The 18977-nt window shown below is 70.7% G+C and carries 15 protein-coding genes; 9 read left to right on the top strand and 6 right to left on the bottom strand.

All coding sequences use genetic code 11. The features are described from left to right. Positions 1–981, bottom strand: coding sequence for a hypothetical protein (locus tag ACQ0O7_RS35200; protein ID WP_430788848.1), 981 nt, complete (start codon positions 979–981; stop codon positions 1–3). Between the two features lie 203 nt (positions 982–1184). Between ACQ0O7_RS35200 and ACQ0O7_RS35195 the strand changes: the two genes are divergently transcribed. Further along, positions 1185–1388 (top strand): hypothetical protein, encoded by a 204-nt coding sequence (locus ACQ0O7_RS35195; protein ID WP_430788846.1) that lies wholly within the window; start codon positions 1185–1187, stop codon positions 1386–1388. Between the two features lie 274 nt (positions 1389–1662). Here the strand turns inward: ACQ0O7_RS35195 and ACQ0O7_RS35190 are convergent, their stop codons facing one another. From ACQ0O7_RS35190 to ACQ0O7_RS35180, 3 genes are read right to left on the bottom strand one after another with little or no spacing between them, the layout of a single operon-like run. Beyond that, positions 1663–2202 carry a flavoprotein gene (locus ACQ0O7_RS35190; RefSeq protein ID WP_430788844.1) on the bottom strand — a complete coding sequence of 180 codons (540 nt, stop codon included), beginning with the start codon at positions 2200–2202 and terminating at the stop codon, positions 1663–1665. Then, a complete protein-coding gene (locus ACQ0O7_RS35185; RefSeq protein ID WP_430788842.1) occupies positions 2199–4865 on the bottom strand; it encodes a molybdopterin-dependent oxidoreductase in 2667 nt (888 codons plus the stop codon). The genes ACQ0O7_RS35190 and ACQ0O7_RS35185 overlap by 4 nt, the downstream gene beginning before the upstream one ends. 46 nt (positions 4866–4911) lie before the next feature. Further along, complete coding sequence (locus ACQ0O7_RS35180; protein ID WP_430788840.1) at positions 4912–5661, bottom strand: FAD binding domain-containing protein; 750 nt, start codon at positions 5659–5661, stop codon at positions 4912–4914. Between the two features lie 154 nt (positions 5662–5815). On the opposite strand from ACQ0O7_RS35180, the gene ACQ0O7_RS35175 reads away from it, so the two are divergent. The 4 genes from ACQ0O7_RS35175 to cydC are packed head-to-tail and all read left to right on the top strand — an operon-like array spanning position 5816 to position 11916. After that, the gene (locus tag ACQ0O7_RS35175; RefSeq protein ID WP_430788838.1) at positions 5816–7204 is read left to right on the top strand and encodes a cytochrome ubiquinol oxidase subunit I; all 1389 of its coding nucleotides are present in this window, start codon (positions 5816–5818) and stop codon (positions 7202–7204) included. A 12-nt stretch (positions 7205–7216) separates the two neighbouring features. Beyond that, positions 7217–8212: a cytochrome d ubiquinol oxidase subunit II gene (gene cydB, locus ACQ0O7_RS35170; RefSeq protein WP_430788836.1), complete on the top strand. Its 996-nt coding sequence runs from the start codon at positions 7217–7219 to the stop codon at positions 8210–8212. Between the two features lie 21 nt (positions 8213–8233). After that, on the top strand, positions 8234–9886 hold the full coding sequence (cydD, locus tag ACQ0O7_RS35165) for a thiol reductant ABC exporter subunit CydD (protein WP_430788834.1): 1653 nt from the start codon (positions 8234–8236) through the stop codon (positions 9884–9886). Then, positions 9883–11916 (top strand): thiol reductant ABC exporter subunit CydC, encoded by a 2034-nt coding sequence (gene cydC, locus ACQ0O7_RS35160; RefSeq protein ID WP_430788832.1) that lies wholly within the window; start codon positions 9883–9885, stop codon positions 11914–11916. Before cydD ends, cydC begins: the two co-directional genes overlap by 4 nt. A 247-nt stretch (positions 11917–12163) precedes the next feature. On the opposite strand, the gene ACQ0O7_RS35155 is transcribed toward cydC, so the two are convergent. Together ACQ0O7_RS35155 and ACQ0O7_RS35150 are read right to left on the bottom strand one after the other, a co-directional pair. Continuing rightward, positions 12164–14131 carry an ATP-binding protein gene (locus ACQ0O7_RS35155; protein ID WP_430788830.1) on the bottom strand — a complete coding sequence of 656 codons (1968 nt, stop codon included), beginning with the start codon at positions 14129–14131 and terminating at the stop codon, positions 12164–12166. Positions 14132–14208: 77 nt separating this feature from the next. Beyond that, positions 14209–15648: a diguanylate cyclase domain-containing protein gene (locus ACQ0O7_RS35150; protein WP_430788828.1), complete on the bottom strand. Its 1440-nt coding sequence runs from the start codon at positions 15646–15648 to the stop codon at positions 14209–14211. Positions 15649–15784: 136 nt separating this feature from the next. On the opposite strand from ACQ0O7_RS35150, the gene ACQ0O7_RS35145 reads away from it, so the two are divergent. The 4 genes from ACQ0O7_RS35145 to ACQ0O7_RS35130 are packed head-to-tail and all read left to right on the top strand — an operon-like array spanning position 15785 to position 18951. Further along, positions 15785–16051: a DUF2277 domain-containing protein gene (locus tag ACQ0O7_RS35145; RefSeq protein WP_430788826.1), complete on the top strand. Its 267-nt coding sequence runs from the start codon at positions 15785–15787 to the stop codon at positions 16049–16051. Between the two features lie 13 nt (positions 16052–16064). Beyond that, complete coding sequence (locus ACQ0O7_RS35140; RefSeq protein ID WP_430788824.1) at positions 16065–16922, top strand: carbohydrate ABC transporter permease; 858 nt, start codon at positions 16065–16067, stop codon at positions 16920–16922. Then, positions 16922–17734 (top strand): carbohydrate ABC transporter permease, encoded by an 813-nt coding sequence (locus ACQ0O7_RS35135; RefSeq protein WP_430788822.1) that lies wholly within the window; start codon positions 16922–16924, stop codon positions 17732–17734. The genes ACQ0O7_RS35140 and ACQ0O7_RS35135 overlap by 1 nt, the downstream gene beginning before the upstream one ends. Beyond that, entirely contained in the window at positions 17731–18951 is a 1221-nt protein-coding gene (locus tag ACQ0O7_RS35130) for an ABC transporter substrate-binding protein (protein WP_430788820.1), read from the top strand. Before ACQ0O7_RS35135 ends, ACQ0O7_RS35130 begins: the two co-directional genes overlap by 4 nt. Positions 18952–18977 lie beyond the last annotated feature (26 nt).

Genomic DNA, 18977 nt, shown 5'->3' with positions numbered 1-18977 from the left:
TCACCTGTTCCTGATCAGCCTGCTCCAGAATCGACGGCGTTGCGCGGGCACCGCGGGCATCGCGGTCGCGGCACCGGAGCCATCGATACGCGGCGTCTGGGCAAGACGCCATTCGTAGCGCCGCCCGGCCGGCTCCCGGTCCCGCCACTCGACGAGCCATCCGGACTTCCCGTCCAGCGGACGGGCCTGCTGGAACTCGCCGAAACTCCGCAACTCGGTGACGACCGGCGGGGGCTTGCCGTCGGCGTAGGGAAACACGAACTTGACCAGGAGGTCACTGAGCACGGAGCCGCCGTTGCTGTCGGCGGGGAGCCGGTCCGTCCAGACGAGGTGGTCGAATCCGTGACGCCGGAGCGGCGCCCAGAGCCCGGCGGGGCGATAGGTGACGACCCAGTCGAACGGCGCGGTGAGTCCCGGATCGAAGACCAGCCAGACCCGCGGCTGGTGGTTACGGGTCAGGGGCAGCGCGGTGATGCTGCCGGCACTGCCGGTGAGATTCGCCTCGAACTCGATCTCCTCGAGCCTGACGAACCGATCGCCGTCGTCGGACACGATCGGGCGGATGGCCCGTTGTGTCACTCGTGGACCCGGCGTGGTCGTCCGGCATTCCTCGATCTTGTCGCCGGCGTCGTCGGCACCGATCGTGACCGTCAGGACCAGGCTCTCCCGGTAGATCAGACCCTCCTGATCGATGATCCGGTCGATCGCGTTGACATACCGCTGATGGCCGACCTCGATGGCCGCCGCCCGCTGGTTGGCCTTGTCGGCTTCGGCCTGCAGCTGCTCGTCACGGCGTACGTAATAGAGAAGGGTGAACCGCACGACCAGGAAGAGCAGGCACGAGACGGCCACGGCCGTCAGGATCCACCGGCCGACACCGCCGGAGAATCCCGCCAGCTGGGCGACTCCGGCCGCACTGCCGACAACCGCGACGGTGTAGTTGAGGAATGCCCTGAGGATCGTGCGCCGTGGTTTCGTCATGATTGACAGCCCTCCGGCCGTCCATCATGCCAAAAGGGTTATCCTGGACATGTCACCCGCGCGGATGACGGCCCGAGCGAATAGGCCAGAAGTGGGTTACCGGCCGGTATCCATTGTGATCTCACAAGACCGCGACCCATGCTTGTGGAGTTCATCGCGATCGATCAGCATGAACGATTCGGATCATTGACGACGGAGACCACATGCGAAAGTCGCCGGAAAGGGACCAGGCCGGGACGGACGGATATCCACCGGATCCCGGCGGCGAAGGCAGCAGCGTCTTCCGGGAACTCCTGGCCGCGCCGACCCTTTTCACCGAGGCGCTGTCACCACCGCTCCTGCTGACGATCTCCCTGCTCCTCTCCGCGCTCCTCGTCGGCCTGGCCACCACCACGTTGACGGCCTGACCAGGCACGCCGATCCCGGGGAACGTGACTACCGGAAGTTGCCGCCCTCGCCACCCGGGCGGGAGTGGGACTCGGCGGTCATGATGTCTGTGGCCAACGTAATCGCATCCTTATGACTGATCTTTTCTTCGGGTCACCCGTAAAGGGCGGAACCACGTCACAGCGTGGCACCACTTCGATTAACTGCCCGCATCCCGAATGGGTGATGTTCCGCGGGGTCGCGAATCCAGCCCGAATATACCGCCCGAACGGATACGGCACTGATCCGATCGACCTATTCATCGCCTTTCAGGGCCCGCAGGGCCAGGGACCAGGGGAAGGCTGCCAGGGCGGCGGCGCCGTCGGCGGTGTCGTGGGGTTCCCACTGGCCGGGGCCGAACAGGACCGTGACGCCCTCCGCGCGCAGCTGGCCGACGCTGCGGCGGAACGGCAGGCGGGCGGCCAGGGCGCGGTTGACGTAGGGCAGGACCACCACCGGGATGCCCAGGCCGGGCGCCTCGGCGAGCAGGCCCAGCACGTAGGTGTCGGCGATGCCCAGGGCGAACTTGTTGACCGTGTTGTAGGTGGCCGGGGCCAGGATCACCGCGTCCGGCCGGGGTGGGCGCGGTTCGCTGGGCAGCCGGTAGTGGCTGCGGACCGGGCGGCCGGTCTGCTCCGCCAGGGCGTCGGAGTCGATGAAGGCCAGCGCCGACGGGGTGGCCACCACCTGCACGGTCCACCCGTCGGCCTGGGCCAGGGCCACCAGCCGGCCGACCTCGCCGGCGGCCCCGGACGCGCACACCAGGACGTACAGCACCCGGCTGTTCGTGATCATCCTTCCACGATATTCATCGCCTGCCAGATCCGGTCGGCGGTGTAGGGCAGGTCGGTCAGGCGGATGCCGATGGCGTCCCGCAGCGCGTTGCCCAGGGCCGGCGAGACCGGGTTGTACGGGGATTCGCTCATCGACTTGGCGCCCAGCGGGCCGATCGCGTCGGTGGTCCTCGCGAAGTGGACTTCGGTGTCGGGGACGTCGGCCACCGTGGGCAGGTGGTACTGCCGGAACGCGGTGGTCGTCACCGTGCCGGAGGGGTCGACGTCGACGTGTTCGGCGAGGGTGGCGCCGAGGGCCTGGGCGACGCCGCCCTCGATCTGGCCGCGCAGCTGGGCCGGGTTCATCACGGCGCCCGCGTCGGCGCTGTGCACCGAGCGCAGGATCCGCACCTCACCGGTGCCGGGGTCGACGGCGACCCGGAAGAACTGGGCGTTGAACGCCACCGACCGGGGGGTGCCGTCGAAGTGCCCGTGCGCGGTGACCGGCCCGCCCGCCCGGGCCAGCAGGCCGGCCGGGGACAGCGAGTCCAGGGCGTGCACCTCGGCGGGGGTGTGCCCGGCCAGCGCCAGCAGCTGGGCGCGCAGCGAGCGGGCGGCCAGCAGCACCGCCTTGCCGGCGACCACGACACCGGTGGAGGCGAACGCGCCGGTGTCGTGGCGGACCACGTCGGTGTCGGACTGCCGGATCACGATCCGGTCGGCGGTGGTGCGCAGCTCGTCGGCGACGATCTGGGCGTGCACGGTGGTGCTGCCGTTGCCGAACTCGGCGGTGCCGACGGCCAGCTCGTACCGGCCGTCGGCCCGCAGGGTGACGCTGGCGTCGGCGTAGTGGCCGCCGGGCGGCCCGGCGGCGATCATCGCGATGGCCATGCCCTCACCGACCAGCCAGCCGGGTGGCGCGTCGTCGGCGGTGGCGGCGGCCGCGCGCATCCGGTCCAGGCACTGGTCCAGGCCGTAGCTGGCGATGCCGAGGTCGGGCGCGTGGCTGCCGGGGGCGGTCAGGTCGTCACCGGGCCGCACCACGTTGATCTCCCGGAAGGTGACCGGATCCATCCCGATCATGCGGGCCACCTCGTCGAGGGTCTGCTCGACGGCGAACGTGACCTGCCCGAGCCCGTAGCCGCGGAAGGCGCCGGCCGGCACGGTGTGCGTGTAGACCGAGCAGGCGTCGGTCCGGATGTTGGCGCACCGGTACACCGCGAGGGTCTCGTGACAGCCGTGGTGCATGACCGAGGGACCATGATTGCCGTACGCGCCGGTGTTGACCAGAACGTTCAGTCGCAGCGCGGTCAGCGCGCCGTCCCGGCGCGCCCCCGCCTTGACGGTGATCACGAACGGGTGGCGGGTGGTCGCCGCGGTGAACTGCTCGGCCCGGGTGTACTCCCATTTCACCGGCCGCCCGGTCCGCAGCACGGCGAGCGCGACCAGGTCCTCGACCAGCATCTCCTGCTTGCCGCCGAACCCGCCGCCGACCCGGCCGGCGACCACCCGCACGGTGTCCAGCGGGCGGCCGAACAGCCGGGCGACGGCCCGCCGGGTCAGGAACGGTGTCTGCGTGCTGGACCGGATGACCAGCCGGCCGGTCTCGTCCAGCCAGCCCACCGCCCCGTGCGTCTCCAGGCTCGCGTGCTGCACCCGGGGGGTGCGGAAGGTGGCCTCGTAGACGGCGTCGGCGGCGGCGAACCCGGCCTCGACGTCGCCGAGGGTGGCGTGCAGCTCCCCCACCACGTTGGCCGACGCCCGCGCGATGCCCTGCGCCACCCCCTTGTCGCCGTGCACGAGCGGTGCGCCGGGCAGCAGGGCCAGGGCCGGATCGACCACCGCCGGGAGTACGTCGTACTCCACGCGCAGTCGCCGCACCCCCTCCTCGGCCGCCGCTTCGGAGACCGCGACCACCGCGGCGACGCGCTGGCCGGTGAACCGCAGCACCTCGTCCAGGACCCGGGTGTCGTAGGGGTCCTCCGCCTCGGACTCGTGCTGCCCGGTGGAGAACAGCCGGTCGGGCGCGTCCTTGTGGGTGAGCACCGCCTCCACGCCGGGGACGGCGAGGGCGGCGGAATCGTCGATCGACACGATCCGGGCGTGCGCGTGCGGGGACCGCAGCACTTTGAGGTGCAGCAGGCCGGGCACGTCGACGTCGAAGGTGTAGCGGGCGGCGCCGGTGACGATCTGTGGCCCGGCGGGCGCCCCGAGGCTGGACCCGACGGCGGCGGAGCCGGGTGCGCGTCCGGCGCGGGGGCGGCCCTCGACGGCGTCGAGGATGGCGCGGTAGCCGGTGCAGCGGCACAGGTTGCCCTTGAGGGCGCGGGGCAGGTCGCTCTTCTGGGCCTCGGTCAGAGCAACCGTGGTCATGATCATTCCGGCCGTACAGAATCCGCATTGGAAGCCCTGTGCGTCCAGGAAACCCTGCTGGACCGGATGCGGTGCGCCGTCGGCGGAGGCCAGGCCCTCGATGGTGGTGACCCGGCGGCCGCGCGCCCGGAACGCCGGGTAGACGCAGGAGTGCACCGGTTCGCCGTCCACGTGCACCGTGCACGCCCCGCAGTCGCCGGCGTCGCAGCCCTTCTTGACCCCGAAGCAGCCCTCCTCGCGCAGGTAGGTGCGCAGGCACTGGCCGGGGCGCGGGGTGCGGTCGTGCGGTGTTCCGTTGATCTCGATGGTCATGCGGTACGCCTTCCTGCCGGCCGCCGGGTGCGGCCGGAAGTGCTGGTCAGGACATCAGTTCAGCCCTGATCTGGGCCGCGTAGCGATGGGTGAGGTGCCGGCGCCAGGCGGGGCTGCCGTGCACGTCGTCCACCCAGTCATCCAGCCCGTCCACATTTTTCACGACATATGGCTTCTTCGTCGCGGCGGTGACCGTCAGCGACAGCTCCCCGTCCGGCTCCACCCGGCCGATCAGCAGCACCGCCGAGCGCCCATGACGGAACAGAGACCCGCGCCGGTACGCGGTACGAGCACTCAGCGTGGCCATGGGCAGCCGGACGGCGCGCAGGAGCTCTCCGTCGGACAGAACGTTCCGTCCCTCACCGGTGACGAAATCAGCGGCCGGCACCTCACGGCTCGACCCGTCCGGCCCGGCCACCACACACGTCCCGGCCATCGCCACGCTCAGCGAGATCATCGGCCCGGCCGGCAGCGACGCGCACAGGTTCCCGCCGACGGTCGCCACGTTCCAGATCTTGAACGAGGCCAGGAACGCGTGACAGCACTCCAGCACGATCGGGAACCGCTCCCCCAGCCCGGCGGCGAGCTGGGCGATCGTGCAGGTGGCGGCCACCTCGACGTGGTCGCCGTGGAAGGTGAGCGGGGGCCATCCGGCAGCCGTCAGGTCGAGCAGCCGGGTGATCTCCGGGCGCGGCTCGCCGAACAGCGCGGTCCCCCCGCCCAGCCAGGCGTCGCCGGGCCGCCAGTCGCCGGGCGCGGCCGGGCTGATCACTGCGGTGACGGTGTTCAGATCCACGGAAACACGCTACGCGCTCGATGTTTCCGTTCTCCGCGATCTTGAAAGCCCCGGGTGAACCTGCCGTCCGTTCCCACGGCTCGGGACTTTCGGCCCTGATCGCGTGAGAAGTGCCTGGTCAAGAGTGGGCATCGACATTGGGGAAAGGACCGCAGTGGAAGCGCTCGATATCGCTCGGTGGCAATTCGGCATCACCACCGTGTATCACTACATCTTCGTTCCGATAACGATCGGTCTATCCTTCCTGGTAGCGGGCATCCAGACGGCCTGGGTGCGAACCGGAAAAGAGAAGTACCTCCGGGCCACCAAATTCTGGGGCAAACTCTTCCTGATCAACTTCGCGATCGGTGTCGTCACCGGCATCGTGCAGGAGTTCCAGTTCGGCATGAACTGGTCGGCGTACTCCCGGTTCGTCGGTGACATCTTCGGCGCGCCGCTGGCCATCGAGGGCCTGCTGGCCTTCTTCCTGGAGTCGACATTCCTGGGCCTGTGGATCTTCGGCTGGGACAAGCTGCCGCAGAAACTGCACCTCGCGACCATCTGGACCGCGGCGACCGGCACCCTGATGTCCGCCTACTTCATCCTCGCCGCCAACTCCTGGATGCAGCACCCGGTCGGCTGGACCATGGGCGACGGACGCGCCGAACTCACCAGCATCGGGGCCGTCCTCACCAACTCCACCACCCTGGTCACCTTCCCGCACACCATCACCGCCTGCTTCCTCACCGCCGGCGCCCTGCTCCTCGCGGTCAGCGCCTGGCACCTGATGCGCGGCAACCAGGAGGAGGTCTTCCGGCCGTCGCTGCGCCTCGGCGCCTGGGTCGCGCTGATCGCCGGACTCGGCGTGATGATCACCGGCGACATCCAGGCCCGGGTGATGACCGAACAGCAGCCGATGAAGATGGCCGCCGCCGAAGCCCTCTACGACAACACCGAGTCCGCGTCCTTCTCGATCTTCACGATCGGCTCGCTGGACGGCTCCGAGGAACTCTACTCGGTGCGCATCCCCTCCCTGCTCTCCTTCATGGCCACCGGGTCGCCGTCCGGCGAGGTCGAAGGCATCAACGACCTTCAGCGGGAGTACGTGCAGACGTACGGCGCGGGCGACTACGTGCCGAACGTGCCGATCAGCTACTGGTCGTTCCGGCTGATGATCGGCTTCGGGGCCCTGGCCATGGCGATCGCGGCGGTGGCGCTGTGGACCACCCGCGGCGACCGCAACCCGAGATCCCGGTGGCTGTGGATCGCCTCGATCAGCACCGTCGCCATGCCGCTGCTGGCCAACTCGTTCGGCTGGATCTTCACCGAGATGGGCCGCCAGCCGTGGACCGTGTTCGGCCTGTTCAAAACCGAGGACTCGGTCTCCCCCGCGGTCTCCACCGGCGAGGCCGCCACCGGCCTGATCGTGCTGACCGTCCTCTACGGCGTACTCGCCGTCATCGAATTCGGGCTGTTCATCAAATACGCCAAAGCCGGCGCGCCGGACATCCCGCCACCCGCGGACAACGACGACGCCGACAAACCACTCGCGTTCGCCTACTGAGGACCCGGAGTCATGGAACTCACCACCGTCTGGTTCATTCTGATCGGCGTCCTCTGGGCCGGCTACTTCCTCCTCGAGGGCTTCGACTTCGGCGTCGGCATCCTGCTGCCGGTACTCGGCCGCGACGAGCGGTCCCGCCGGCTCGCCATCAACACCATCGGCCCGGTCTGGGACGCCAACGAGGTCTGGGTGCTGGTCGCCGGCGGCGCCACCTTCGCCGCCTTCCCCGAGTGGTACGCCACCCTCTTCTCCGGCTTCTTCCTCCCCCTGCTGCTGATCCTGGTCGCGCTGATCGTTCGCGGACTCGCCTTCGAATACCGCGGCAAACGTGACTCGGCCCGCTGGAAACAGGGCTGGGACCTGGCCATCTTCTGGGGCAGCCTGATCCCGGCGATCCTCTGGGGCGTGGCGTTCGGCAACATCCTGCGCGGCGTGCCCCTCGACGCCCAGCACGAGTACGTGGGCGGCTTCTTCAACCTGCTCAACCCGTACGCAATCCTCGGTGGTCTGACGACGTTGACCCTGTTCACCCTGCACGGTGCGGTGTTCCTGGCCCTCAAGACGGACGGGCCGATGCGGGCCGAGGCCGGCCGGCTCGCCTTCCGGCTGTCACTGGCCGCCGTCCCGATCGCCGCCGCGTTCCTGCTCTGGACCGGCATCGTCAACCTCGACGCCTTCGGCATCGCACTGTCCGTGCTCGCCGCCGTCGCGCTGCTCGGCGCGGTCTGGTTCACCAGGGCCCGGCGGGAGGGCTGGGCCTTCACGGCCACCGGCGCCACCATCCTGCTCGCGGTCGCCGCCCTGTTCACCACCCTGTTCCCGAACGTGATGCCGTCCTCGCTGGACCCGGCCGACAGCCTCACCGTGATCAACGCGTCGTCCACCCCCTACACACTCACCGTGATGACCTGGGTCGCCGTCGCGTTCACCCCGATCGTGCTCATCTACCAGGGCTGGACCTACTGGGTGTTCCGCAAGCGGCTCACGCTCAGCGACATCCCGGCCTGACCTTTCCCTGGAAGGAACCCGATGAAGCCGCTGGACCCCCGGCTCCTCAGGTACGCCCGCGCCACCCGCACCTACCTGGTGGCGACCGTCGCCCTCGGCGCCGTCCACGCCGTCCTGCTGATCGCCCAGGCACTACTGCTGGCCGAAGCGATCACCGCGGTCTTCCTGGACGGCGCCGGCGTGACCGCCCTGACGACCGGGATCCTCGGCACCCGCACCCCGCTGCTCGCGGCCCTGGTCCTGGTCATCGCGGCGAAAGCCGCGGTGGCCTGGCTCCAGGAAGTGGCCGCCGCCCGCTCCGCCGCCACAGTCAAAAGCCAGCTCCGCCGCCACCTCCTCGACCACGTCGCCGCCCTCGGCCCGGCCGGGCGCAAACCGGCCGGCGAGATCGCCACCCTCGCCGGCGACGGCCTCGACGCCCTCGACTCCTACTTCGCCAGATACCTGCCACAACTCGTGCTCGCCGCCCTGGTCCCCGGCATCCTGCTGCTGAAACTACTGCCCGCCGACCTGCTCGCCACCGGCACCATCGCGCTCACCCTGCCGCTGATCCCACTGTTCATGGCCCTCGTCGGCATGCACACCGAAGCCCAGAACCGGCGCCAGTTCCGGCTCCTCGCCCGGCTCTCCCACCACTTCCTCGACGTGATCGCCGGACTGCCCACCCTCAAACTCTTCGGCCGGGCCCGCGCCCAGGCCGGCATCATCCGCCGGATCAGCGACGACCAGCGCCGGCACACCATGCGCACCCTCCGGACCGCGTTCCTGTCCTCCCTCGTCCTCGAACTACTCGCCACCCTGTCCGTCGCGCTCGTCGCCGTCGGCATCGGGCTGCGCCTCGTCTCCGGCAGCCTCGACCTGACCACCGCGCTGCTCGTGCTCATCCTCGCCCCCGAGGCGTACCGGCCACTGCGCGAAGTCGGCGCCAACTTCCACGCCAGCGCCGAAGGACTCGCCGCCGCCGAAGAGGTGTTCGCCGTCCTGGAGACACCACTCCCGGCCACCGGCACCCGCACCCCACCCACCGGGGACATCGTGTTCGACCAGGTCGAAGTACGGTTCCCCGACCGGTCCGGCACCGCACTCCGGCTGACCGCCACCATCGAACCCGGCAGTGTCGTCGCGCTCACCGGCCCCTCCGGCTGCGGCAAGTCCACCGCACTGTCCGTACTCCTCGGGTTAGTCACCCCGACCGCCGGGCAGGTGACCGTCGGGGGCGTACCCCTCAAAGACCTCGACCTCGCCGCCTGGCGGCGCCGCATCGCGTGGGTGCCGCAACGGCCGCACCTGTTCGCCTCCACGGTCCACGACAACATCGCCCTCCCGGACGCGCCCTTCCCGGAAGTGGTCGCCGCGGCCCGCGACGCGGGCGCCGACACGTTCATCCGCGACCTGCCGGAGAGCTACACGACACCGCTCGGCGACCACGGCACCGGCCTGTCCGCCGGGCAACGGCAACGGATCGCCCTGGCCCGCGCCTTCCTGCGCGACGCGCCGATCGTGCTCCTCGACGAACCCACCGCCAACCTCGACACCGACACCGCCGCCGAAGTGATGACCGCGATCCGCCGCCTGGCCGCCGGGCGCACCGTGCTGATCGCCGCCCACCGGCCGGAACTGATCGCCCTGGCCGACCGGGTCATCCCCCTGACCGAGAATCTGGTGCCGGCATGACCGCTGTCCCCATACCCGCTCCCGGCCTCTCTGCTGCCGAAACCTCTCTCACCCACACCTCTCCTGGCGGCACCTCTCCTGCCGGCACTTCTCCTGGCGGCACCTCTGCTGCCGGCGCCTCTGCTGCCGGCACCTCTCCTGGCGGCACCTCTGCTGCCGGCACCTCTCCTGGCGGCACCTCTCCTGGCGGCACCTCTCCTGGCGGCACCTCTGCTGCCGGCACCTCTCCTGGCGGCACCGATCACCATCCGGGCGGCTCTGGGGGCGGCCTCAGTCCCTGGTCCCTGATCCGGCCCGCCGCCGGACGGCTCACCCTCGCCGTCATCGCCGGAACCGGCGCCGCCGGAGCCGCCGTCGCACTCACCGCCTGCTCGGCGTGGCTGATCTCCCGAGCCGCCCTGCACCCACCCGTCCTGCACCTGATGGTGGCCATCGTCGCCGTCCGGGCCTGCGGACTCTCCCGCGGCGTACTGCGCTACCTGGAACGGTTGATCGGTCACGACGCCGCCTTCCGGATCCTCACCGACGTACGGGTACGCCTCTACACCCGCCTGGAACGCCTCGCCCCCGCCGGACTCGCCGACTTCCGCCGCGCCGACCTGGCCCGCCGGCTCGCCGCCGACGTGGACGCGGTACTCGACCTGATCACCCGGGTGGTCCTGCCGTACGCGGTCGCCGCCGTCGTCAGCCTCGCCTCGACCCTCGTGGTGTCCGCGCTGGTGCCGGCCGCCGGACTCGTCCTCGCCCTCACCCTGCTGGTCGTCGGGGTGGGCGTCCCGGTCCTGCAGCGGGCCGCGGCACGACGCGCCGACGGCCGGCTGGCACCACTGCGCGCCGAACTGTCCACCGGAGTCGTCGACCTGCTGCACGGCCTGCCGGACCTGACCGCGTACGGCTCCACCCGCGACCGCCTCGACCACCTGGCCGCCATCGACGCCCGCCTCACCGAGACGTCCCGCCGGTCCGCGGCCACCGCCGGCCTGGGCGCCGCGGTCACCGCCCTGAGCACCGGCGCCGCCGTGCTGGCCGGCCTGGTCGCGGGCGCCGCGGCGGTCCACGCCGGCTCCCTGAACGGTGAACTGCTGGCCTTGATCGTGCTCACCCCACTGGCGGTGTTCGAGATCGCCGGCCCTCTTCCGGCAGCCGCCCAGCGCTGGGCCACAGCCCGAACCTCCCTCCACCGCCTGACCGAACTCTGGCAAACCCCCGACCCCCTCACCACCGCACACCACCGAACGCCCCCGACCTCGCGTCCCCACCCGCACAACAGCGCCGCACTCACCTCACGTGCCGACCTACGGCACGAACCGAACCACAGCCCGGCACGCGAGACCACGCTCACCTCACGTGACGACCTACGGCACGAACCGAACCACAGCCCGCGGTGCGAGGGCGGGGTGCCGGAGATGCGGGTGGAAGGAGTCACCGCCGGATGGGTCGCCGGGCGTACCGCGGTGCGCGGGGTTGATCTGGTACTTCCGGCCGGTGGGCGGGTGGCGCTGGTCGGGCCGAGCGGATCCGGGAAGAGCACAGTGGCGGCGCTGCTGGTGCGGTTCCTGGACCCGCGCTCCGGGCGGGTCACCATGAACGGGCGGGACCTGCGGGAGATCCCGGCCGACGAGGTCCGGCGAACCGTGGGCTACCTGCCGGAAGACGCCTACCTGTTCGACACCACCATCGGTGACAACCTGCGGATCGCCGCACCGGACGCGGACACCGGCCGGATGCGCGAGGCACTACGGCAGGCCCGGCTGCTGGACTGGGTGGACAGCCTGCCGGACGGCTTGGACACCCTGGTCGGCGAACACGGGATGGCCCTGTCCGGCGGCCAGCGCCGACGGCTGGCCCTGGCCCGGCTGCTGCTCGGCGACGCCCGGATCCTGATCCTCGACGAACCCACCGAGCACCTCGACGACGAGACCGCGGCGGCCCTGACCCGAGACCTGCTGTCCGCGGCCGGCACCCGCACGGTCCTACTGATCACTCACCGCACCGACCTGGACGGCCTGACGATCACCCGCCTGGGCTGACCGCTGCCGACAGATCCCCACAGACAGGCCCACACCTGACAACCCCACCCCCCCCGACCGATTTGCGGCTAGCCGTACCTCAGACAGGTTATGGGAGTGCGATAAGACCTCTGGTGTACAGCCGGGCTGATCGAGCCGTACGTCAGCGAGGTAATCGACCCACCATTACGTGCCTGAGGTACGGCTAGCCGCAAATTCGGTGGGTCGGTCGGTGGGTGGGTGGGGGTGTGGCTCCTGGTGGGGCGGGTTAGACGTGGGCTGGGGACTTTGCGGGGGCTGGGGCTGCCGGGAGGGTCAGGGTGAAGGTGGTGCCCCGGCCTACCACCGACTGCACCGCGATCGTGCCGCCGTGGTCGCGGACGATGTCGCGGACGATGGCCAGGCCCAGGCCGGGGCCCTGAACCGCCTGGTCCATGGCGTTGCCGGCCCGGTGGAACGGGGTGAACAGGCCGGGCACGTCCTCGGCGGGGATGCCGATGCCGGTGTCGGTGACCGAGATCGCCACGGTACGGGCGTCGGCCGCCATCCGGCAGGTGACGCTGCCGCCGGACGGGGTGAACTTGATGGCGTTCTCCATCAGTTTGCGCAGGGCCCGCTGGAGTTGGGTGCGGTCGCCGCGTACCCAGCCTTCGTCGGCGTTGAAGGTGACGGTGAGGTTCTTGGCGCGGGCCGCGTTGTTCAGTTCGTGCCGGACCATGCCGGCGACGGCGGCCAGGTCGAGGGTTTCGGCGTGTACCGCGGCGCCGTTGTCGGGCCGGTCCAGGAGCACCAGGTCGCCGATGGTGTCGTGCAGGCGGTGGGCGTTGCGCAGGATGGCGTTGAGGGCGCGCTGCTGCATGCTGCTGAGGGCGGTGCCGTCCTCGTCGGCGATCATCTCGGTGTAGCCGAGGATGCTGGTCAGGGGCGTACGCAATTCGTGGGTGACGGTTTGGATGAAGACGTCTTTGCGCTGGTCGAGCATGCGCAGTTCGGTGATCAGGCGGGCCTGGTCGTTCTGCAGGCTGAGCTGGCGCAGGGTGCGTTCGATCTCCCGGCAGACGCCGGTCAGGAGGCGTTGTTCGGCGTCGGTCCAGTCGGGGGTGCCGGGGCGGCTGAGGTGCAGGTATCCGGGTGCGCATTCGGCGTCGCCGCCGACGGTGAGCCAGACGGTGCCGTCGGGGCCGCGTTCGGGGGCGCAGGGTTTGCCGCTGATCAGGGTGACGGTGCGTTCGGTGGGCAGGTCGGGGGTGCCGTCGGGCCAGCCGGCGCGCATCTCGCCGCGGCCGGGGACGGCGAGTTCGCAGTGTACGGTGGCGGCTCCGACGGCGACGCCGACGAGTTCGGTGATGCGGCGGGCGGCGTGGGCGGGGTCGTCGAGTTCCTGCATCTGGGCGGCGACGGCTTGGCGGAGTCCGGCGCGGGCGGCGCGGGCGTGTTCGGCGGCGAGCAGGGTTTCGGTTTGGGCGGCGAGGTCGTTGAGGGCTTCGATGACGGTGCGCAGTTCGGTGGAGCCGGCGGGTTCGGCGCGGACGGAGCGGTCGCCTTCGGCGAGTCGGCGGATGGTTTTCTCCAGGTCGCCGAGGGGGACGAGGAGTTGTCGGCGGCCGACGCGGGCGACGGCGTATCCGATGGCGAGGATGGCGACGACGACGCAGGCGGAGAGGATGGCCATTTCGCGGCGGTTGCCGTCGGCGGTGGCGCGCATGTCGGCGCGTTCGGCGGCGAGGGCCTGGTCCATCTCGGCGTTGACGGTGCGGAGCTGGTCGAAGAGGTGTTTGCCTTGGGTGGCGTGTTCGTCGTCGGTGGTGGTGGGGGTGGTGACCGGGGTGGGGTCGGCGCCGGTGCTGGGCAGGCGGCCGGCGACGATCGGTACGGCGTAGCCGTCGAGCCAGGCGTGGACGGCTTCGCGCTGGCGGCCGAGGAGGGCGGCGACGCGGGCGGTGGTGCTGTTGCGGCCGACGGTGTCGAGGGCGGTCATGGCGGCGGCGCGGCTGTTCTCGTACGGTTCGAGGAAGATCTCGTTTCCGGTGAGCTGGTAGCCGCGTACTCCGGTCTCGGCGTCGGTCATCTCCTGGAGCACGTGGTCGTTGGCGATTTCGGCGCGGGTGGCGCGGTCGGTCTCGCTGTCCTGTTCGGCGCGCAGGATGGCGCCGAACCCGAATTGGATGAGCAGCAGGACCATGAAGAGCCCGAGCATGGCCAGGGAGCCCACGTTGAGGCGACGCTGCACACTCATCGGCGGCGTACCTCGCGGGCGGTCATGCCTCTCAGTTCGGCAGGGTGGGGGTGTGACCTAAGTCGCCGCGCCCTGTTTTAGGCGGCGTGCTCATGGTGGCGGACGGTGCCTTTGCCGGCGGCTTTGGCGGCGTACATGGCGGTGTCGGCCTTCTTCAGCAGTCCGGTGAGGCCGCTGTCCTGCCCCGCCGTCAGGTTCGCCAGGCCGATGCTGCCGCCGACGGTGACGGTGTGGCCGTGGATCCGCATGGGTTCGGCGATCCGTTCGAGTAGCCGCCGGGCCACGTCGCCGGGCTCGGGCGAGCCGGTCAGCAGGATGGCGAACTCGTCGCCGCCGATCCGGCTGACCAGGTCGTCGGGGCGTAGTTCGGCGGTGAGCCGGCGGGCGATCACGACGAGCACGTCGTCGCCGGCCGCGTGTCCGAGGGTGTCGTTGACCGGTTTGAACCCGTCCAGGTCGAGGATCATCGCGGTGACTCCGTGGTGTGGTCCGGCCAGGATGCCGGCGGCCCGGGTTTCGAAGGCGGCCCGGTTGAGCAGTCCGGTGAGCGCGTCGTGGTGGGCCTGGTGTTCGAGGACTTCGGTCATCCGGCCGAGGGTGGCGAGGGTGAGGAATTGGCGGAGCAGGACGAGGGAGAAGGTGGCGAGCAGGGTCCAGACGAGGACCGGGTCGAGTTGTCCGGTCGCGGCTTGCCGGGTGGCGGCGATGGCGACGGCGAAGACGACGGGGACGTACGGCAGCAGGGCCCAGCCCCGGAACACCAGTGAGCGTGGTTGTTCGACGCCTGGTTTGGGCGTCGACAGCCGGCTGGACGCGGCCATCACCAGGGCGGTCAGGATGTAGCCGCCGCCGACGCCGTGGGCGTACCAGACTCCGCCGTCCAGGTCGTTGTGGGTGGCGGTCAGTAGTGTCACCGCTTGGATCAGCGCGGCCATCGCGAGCAGGTGCTGGGCGTTGCCGCTCTGTCCCGGCTCGGCGGCGGCCAGGGTGACCAGGGCGATCACCGCGCCGAACACCAGCAGGCCGACGATGGTGACCCGGTCGCCCGCGCCTCCGTCGGTGACCGGGCCGGCGCTGGACAGGACGAGTTCCCAGGCGAGCGCGAACATCGCGCCGAACACCGCGGTGATGTCGATCAGCAGGCGCGCCGCGGCGAGGCCGCGCGGCCGTGGTGCGGCGAGGATCAGCGCGATGGGGACGAAGCCCGCCGCCACCGTCGACAGGAGCCCGCCCAGCCCGGCGAGTTCGTCGGCGACGAGGATCGAGATCAGCAGGACGACGTTGCCGAGCGACCAGATCGCACATGCCACCGCTCCGCACGCGAAGGCCTGCCGCATCCGCCGGATGTTGCCCGGGTCGACAGCCCTCCGCCGGTAGTGGATCGCCGCGTAACCGCTGGCCAGCGCGATGGTCGCGTCGGAGAGTGCCAGCCCGCCCGCGATCGGGAGCAGGTGGTAGAGGGCCTGGTATGCCACAGCGGTGACCAGACTGGCCAGCAATGCCGTCCGCAACCGCATTCAGACTCCGGTTCCTCGACACCGCGGCACTTGACCGAAAAGTCGATTGTGCCACATTTGTTCAGTCAGTCTCCTTGCGGAGCCGCGACGGTCCGGCCCTTAATCTGGGTGCATCAGACCGCCACGAGGGGGAACCATGTGCCGGAGCATCCATCAGTTGCACAACTTCGAGCCGCCGGCGACCGAGGACGAGATCCACGCCGCGGCTCTGCAGTACGTGCGGAAGATCGCGGGGAGCACCCGGCCGTCGCAGGCCAATCAGGCGGCTTTCGATCAGGCCGTCGCGGCGGTCACCGCGGCCACCGCGGAGCTGCTGGCGGCCCTGGTGACCAGTGCCGCGCCGCGCAACCGGGAGGAGGAGGCGGCGAAGGCCCGGGCTCGCGCCGAGAAGCGTTACGGGTGATAAAAACCCCATCATGGGGCAAAAACTCATCGGGTACGCGTTCCTCGCTCCCAGCCTGATCGGGGTCGGCGGCTTCCTGCTCGTGCCGGTCGCCGTGGTGGCCGGGATCAGCCTGCACCGGTGGGATCTGGTCGGCCCGGCGCACTGGGCCGGGCTGGACAACTACCGGTCGCTGCTCACCGATCCCGGGTTCGGCCGGTCGCTGCTGGTCACGGTGGTGTTCGTGCTGCTGGTGGTGCCGGCGCAGACGGTGCTCGGGCTGCTGGCCGCGGTGCTGCTGGACCGGCGGCTGCCCGGCTCGGTGGTCTTCCGGACCGTCTTCGTCCTGCCGTGGATCAGCGCCCCACTGGCGCTGGGGGTGGTCTGGCGGTGGATCCTCGACCCGTCCGACGGCGCGCTGAACACGATCCTCGGCGTCCGGGTGGAGTGGCTGACCGATCCCGCGCTCGCCCTGCCCACGGTGGCCGCGGTGACGGTCTGGCAGCACACCGGCTATGTGGCGCTGTTCTTCCTGGCCGGGCTGGCCGGCATCCCCCGGCAGTATCACGAGGCGGCCCGGGTCGACGGGGCGACCGCCTGGCAGGTGTTCCGCCGGATCTCGCTGCCGATGCTGCGGCCCACCACCTTCTTCGTGCTGGTGACCACGCTGCTGACCACGTTCCAGACGTTCGACACGGTGTACGCGATGACCCGGGGCGGTCCGGCCGGCGGCACCGACGTGATCACCTCGCTGATCCACCGGGAGGCGTTCGTGAATTTCCGGATGGGCCGGGCCGCGGCCGTGTCCGTCCTGCTGTCCCTGCTGTTGATCACGGTGACCGCGGTGCAGTGGACGCACTTCCGGAGACGGATCACGTACGAGGTGGGCTGATGTCCCGGTGGATGGTCTACCCGCTGCTCGGGGTGGGCGCGGTGGTGACGCTCGCGCCCTATCTGCTGAGTGTGCAGACGTCGGTGAAGACGCCGGAGCAGTTCGCGGCCGAGTCGCCGCTGGCGTTGCCGGATCCGGTCAGTGCCGGGGCGTACACCTCGCTGTTGATCGGTGAGCACACGCTGGCGCCGCCGCTGGTGATCACCGTGCAGGTGGTGGTGCTGGTGCTGGCCGGGCAGCTGACCTGCTCGGTGCTGGCCGCCTACGCGTTCGCCCGCCTCGACTTCCCCGGCCGTGATCTGCTGTTCCGGATCTACCTGGGCACCCTGACGATCCCCCTGGCGGCGACGCTGGTGCCCCGGTTCGTGCTGGTCAGCGAGCTGGGGTTGCGGGACACGTTCGCGGGGCTGGTGCTGCCGGCGCTGTTCGGTTCCCCGTACGCGATCTTCCTGCTCCGTCAGTTCTTCCGCGCCGTCCCCGGTGAGCTGCTGGACGCGGCACGCGCCGACGGCGCCGGGCATCTGCGGGTGCTGTGGCATGTGCTGCTGCCGTTGAGCCGCCCGGCCCTGGCCACCCTGTCGGTGATCACCGTGGTGACGCACTGGAACGACTTCCTCTGGCCGCTGGTGGTCACCGGCGGGGACCGCTGGCGGGTGCTGACCGTGGCGGTGTCCGCGCTGCAGAGCCAGTACCAGGGCGAATGGCCGCTGGTCATGGCCGCCACCACGCTCGCCACCGGTCCGCTGCTGATCCTGTTCGTGGCCCTGCAGCGGCACATCGTCCGGTCGATCACGATCACGGGGATGAGATGAGAGCCTTCGCCGCGCTCCTGCTGCTGCTCGCCGGATGTTCGGTGGCCGGGCCGCCGGACGCCACCGTCACCTTCCAGCTGTGGGACGAGCGGGTGGCCCGGGCGTACCGGGAATCGTTCGCGGTCTTCGAGAAACAGAATCCCGGCATCACGGTGCGGGTGCGGACGGTGCCGTGGGCCGACTACTGGACCACCCTGCCGGCCGACATCGCCGCGGGCACCGTCGCCGACGTCTTCTGGACCAACACCAGCAACTTCGGGTGGTACGCCGACACCGGGCGGCTCCTGCCGGTCGATGATCCGCAGAGCTCCGGCTGGACGAGGCCGGTGGTGGATCTCTACACCCGGGGCGGGACGCTGTGGGGCGTACCGCAACTGTGGGATTCGATCGCCCTCTTCGTCAACCGCGACCTGGTCGACAAGGCCGGCGTCGACCCGGCCGCCCTCGTCTGGAACCCGTCCGGCACCGGCGACACGTTCCTGCCCGCCGTGCGCAGGCTCACCGCCGGGCGGGTGTACGGCTACAACGCCGCCCTCGACAACCAGGCGGTGAGCTGGAACTTCGTCGGCTCCAACGGTGGCACCTGGCAGAACGGCGACACCTACGACTTCGCCGGCCGGCCTCGCACCGTCGAGGCCGTCCAGTACGTCGTCGACCTGATCAACAAGCATCACGTCGCCCCGCCGGCCGCCGACACCATCGTCAACGGCGACAAGACCCTCCAGCTGTTCACCCAGGGCCGGCTGGCGCTGTTCCAGTCCGGCCCGTACCACCTGAAGAGCGTCCAGGACGGCGCCCGGTTCCGCTGGGACGTGGCCCCGATCCCGGCCGGACCGGCCGGGCGGGTGAGCGTGGTGCACGGGGTGGCCGCGGTGGCGTCCGCCCAGACCCGCGACCGGGCCGCCACCGCGAAGGTGCTGCGCTGGCTCGGCTCCGCCGACGGTCTGCGCCCCATCGCCGCGGGCGGCTACGCGCTGCCCGGCGTGGTGGCCGTCGAACCGGAGTTCACCGCGTACTGGCGGCGGCAGGGTGTGGACGTGCGCCCGTTCCTGGACGCCGCCGCCGGCCCCACCTTCCCGGCCCCGGCCGGTCCCCGCGCCCAGGCCGGCGCCGACGCCGCACTCCCCTACCTGCGGGAGGTGTTCCAGGGCCGGCTGCCGGTCGCGGACGGCCTGCGCCGGGCCCAGGACGCCGCCAACCAGGCGCTCCGGGAGTAGACCTGTGTGGTGCGCCGCGGTGCGCA

This window comes from Actinoplanes sp. G11-F43 (assembly GCF_050589265.1).
Classification (GTDB): Bacteria; Actinomycetota; Actinomycetes; order Mycobacteriales; family Micromonosporaceae; genus Actinoplanes.
Note: the sequence above shows the minus strand (reverse complement) of the source record. Positions and strands in the feature narration are given on the sequence as shown.

Bases quoted from the DNA above. Each gene is read 5' to 3' on its own strand.
- ACQ0O7_RS35200 (WP_430788848.1), bottom strand. From the start codon at position 981: ATGACGAAACCACGGCGCACGATCCTCAGGGCATTCCTCAACTACACC.
- ACQ0O7_RS35195 (WP_430788846.1), top strand. From the start codon at position 1,185: ATGCGAAAGTCGCCGGAAAGGGACCAGGCCGGGACGGACGGATATCCA.
- ACQ0O7_RS35190 (WP_430788844.1), bottom strand. From the start codon at position 2,202: ATGATCACGAACAGCCGGGTGCTGTACGTCCTGGTGTGCGCGTCCGGG.
- ACQ0O7_RS35185 (WP_430788842.1), bottom strand. From the start codon at position 4,865: ATGACCATCGAGATCAACGGAACACCGCACGACCGCACCCCGCGCCCC.
- cydB (WP_430788836.1), top strand. From the start codon at position 7,217: ATGGAACTCACCACCGTCTGGTTCATTCTGATCGGCGTCCTCTGGGCC.
- cydD (WP_430788834.1), top strand. From the start codon at position 8,234: ATGAAGCCGCTGGACCCCCGGCTCCTCAGGTACGCCCGCGCCACCCGC.
- cydC (WP_430788832.1), top strand. From the start codon at position 9,883: ATGACCGCTGTCCCCATACCCGCTCCCGGCCTCTCTGCTGCCGAAACC.
- ACQ0O7_RS35155 (WP_430788830.1), bottom strand. From the start codon at position 14,131: ATGAGTGTGCAGCGTCGCCTCAACGTGGGCTCCCTGGCCATGCTCGGG.
- ACQ0O7_RS35150 (WP_430788828.1), bottom strand. From the start codon at position 15,648: ATGCGGTTGCGGACGGCATTGCTGGCCAGTCTGGTCACCGCTGTGGCA.
- ACQ0O7_RS35145 (WP_430788826.1), top strand. From the start codon at position 15,785: ATGTGCCGGAGCATCCATCAGTTGCACAACTTCGAGCCGCCGGCGACC.
- ACQ0O7_RS35140 (WP_430788824.1), top strand. From the start codon at position 16,065: ATGGGGCAAAAACTCATCGGGTACGCGTTCCTCGCTCCCAGCCTGATC.
- ACQ0O7_RS35135 (WP_430788822.1), top strand. From the start codon at position 16,922: ATGTCCCGGTGGATGGTCTACCCGCTGCTCGGGGTGGGCGCGGTGGTG.
- ACQ0O7_RS35130 (WP_430788820.1), top strand. From the start codon at position 17,731: ATGAGAGCCTTCGCCGCGCTCCTGCTGCTGCTCGCCGGATGTTCGGTG.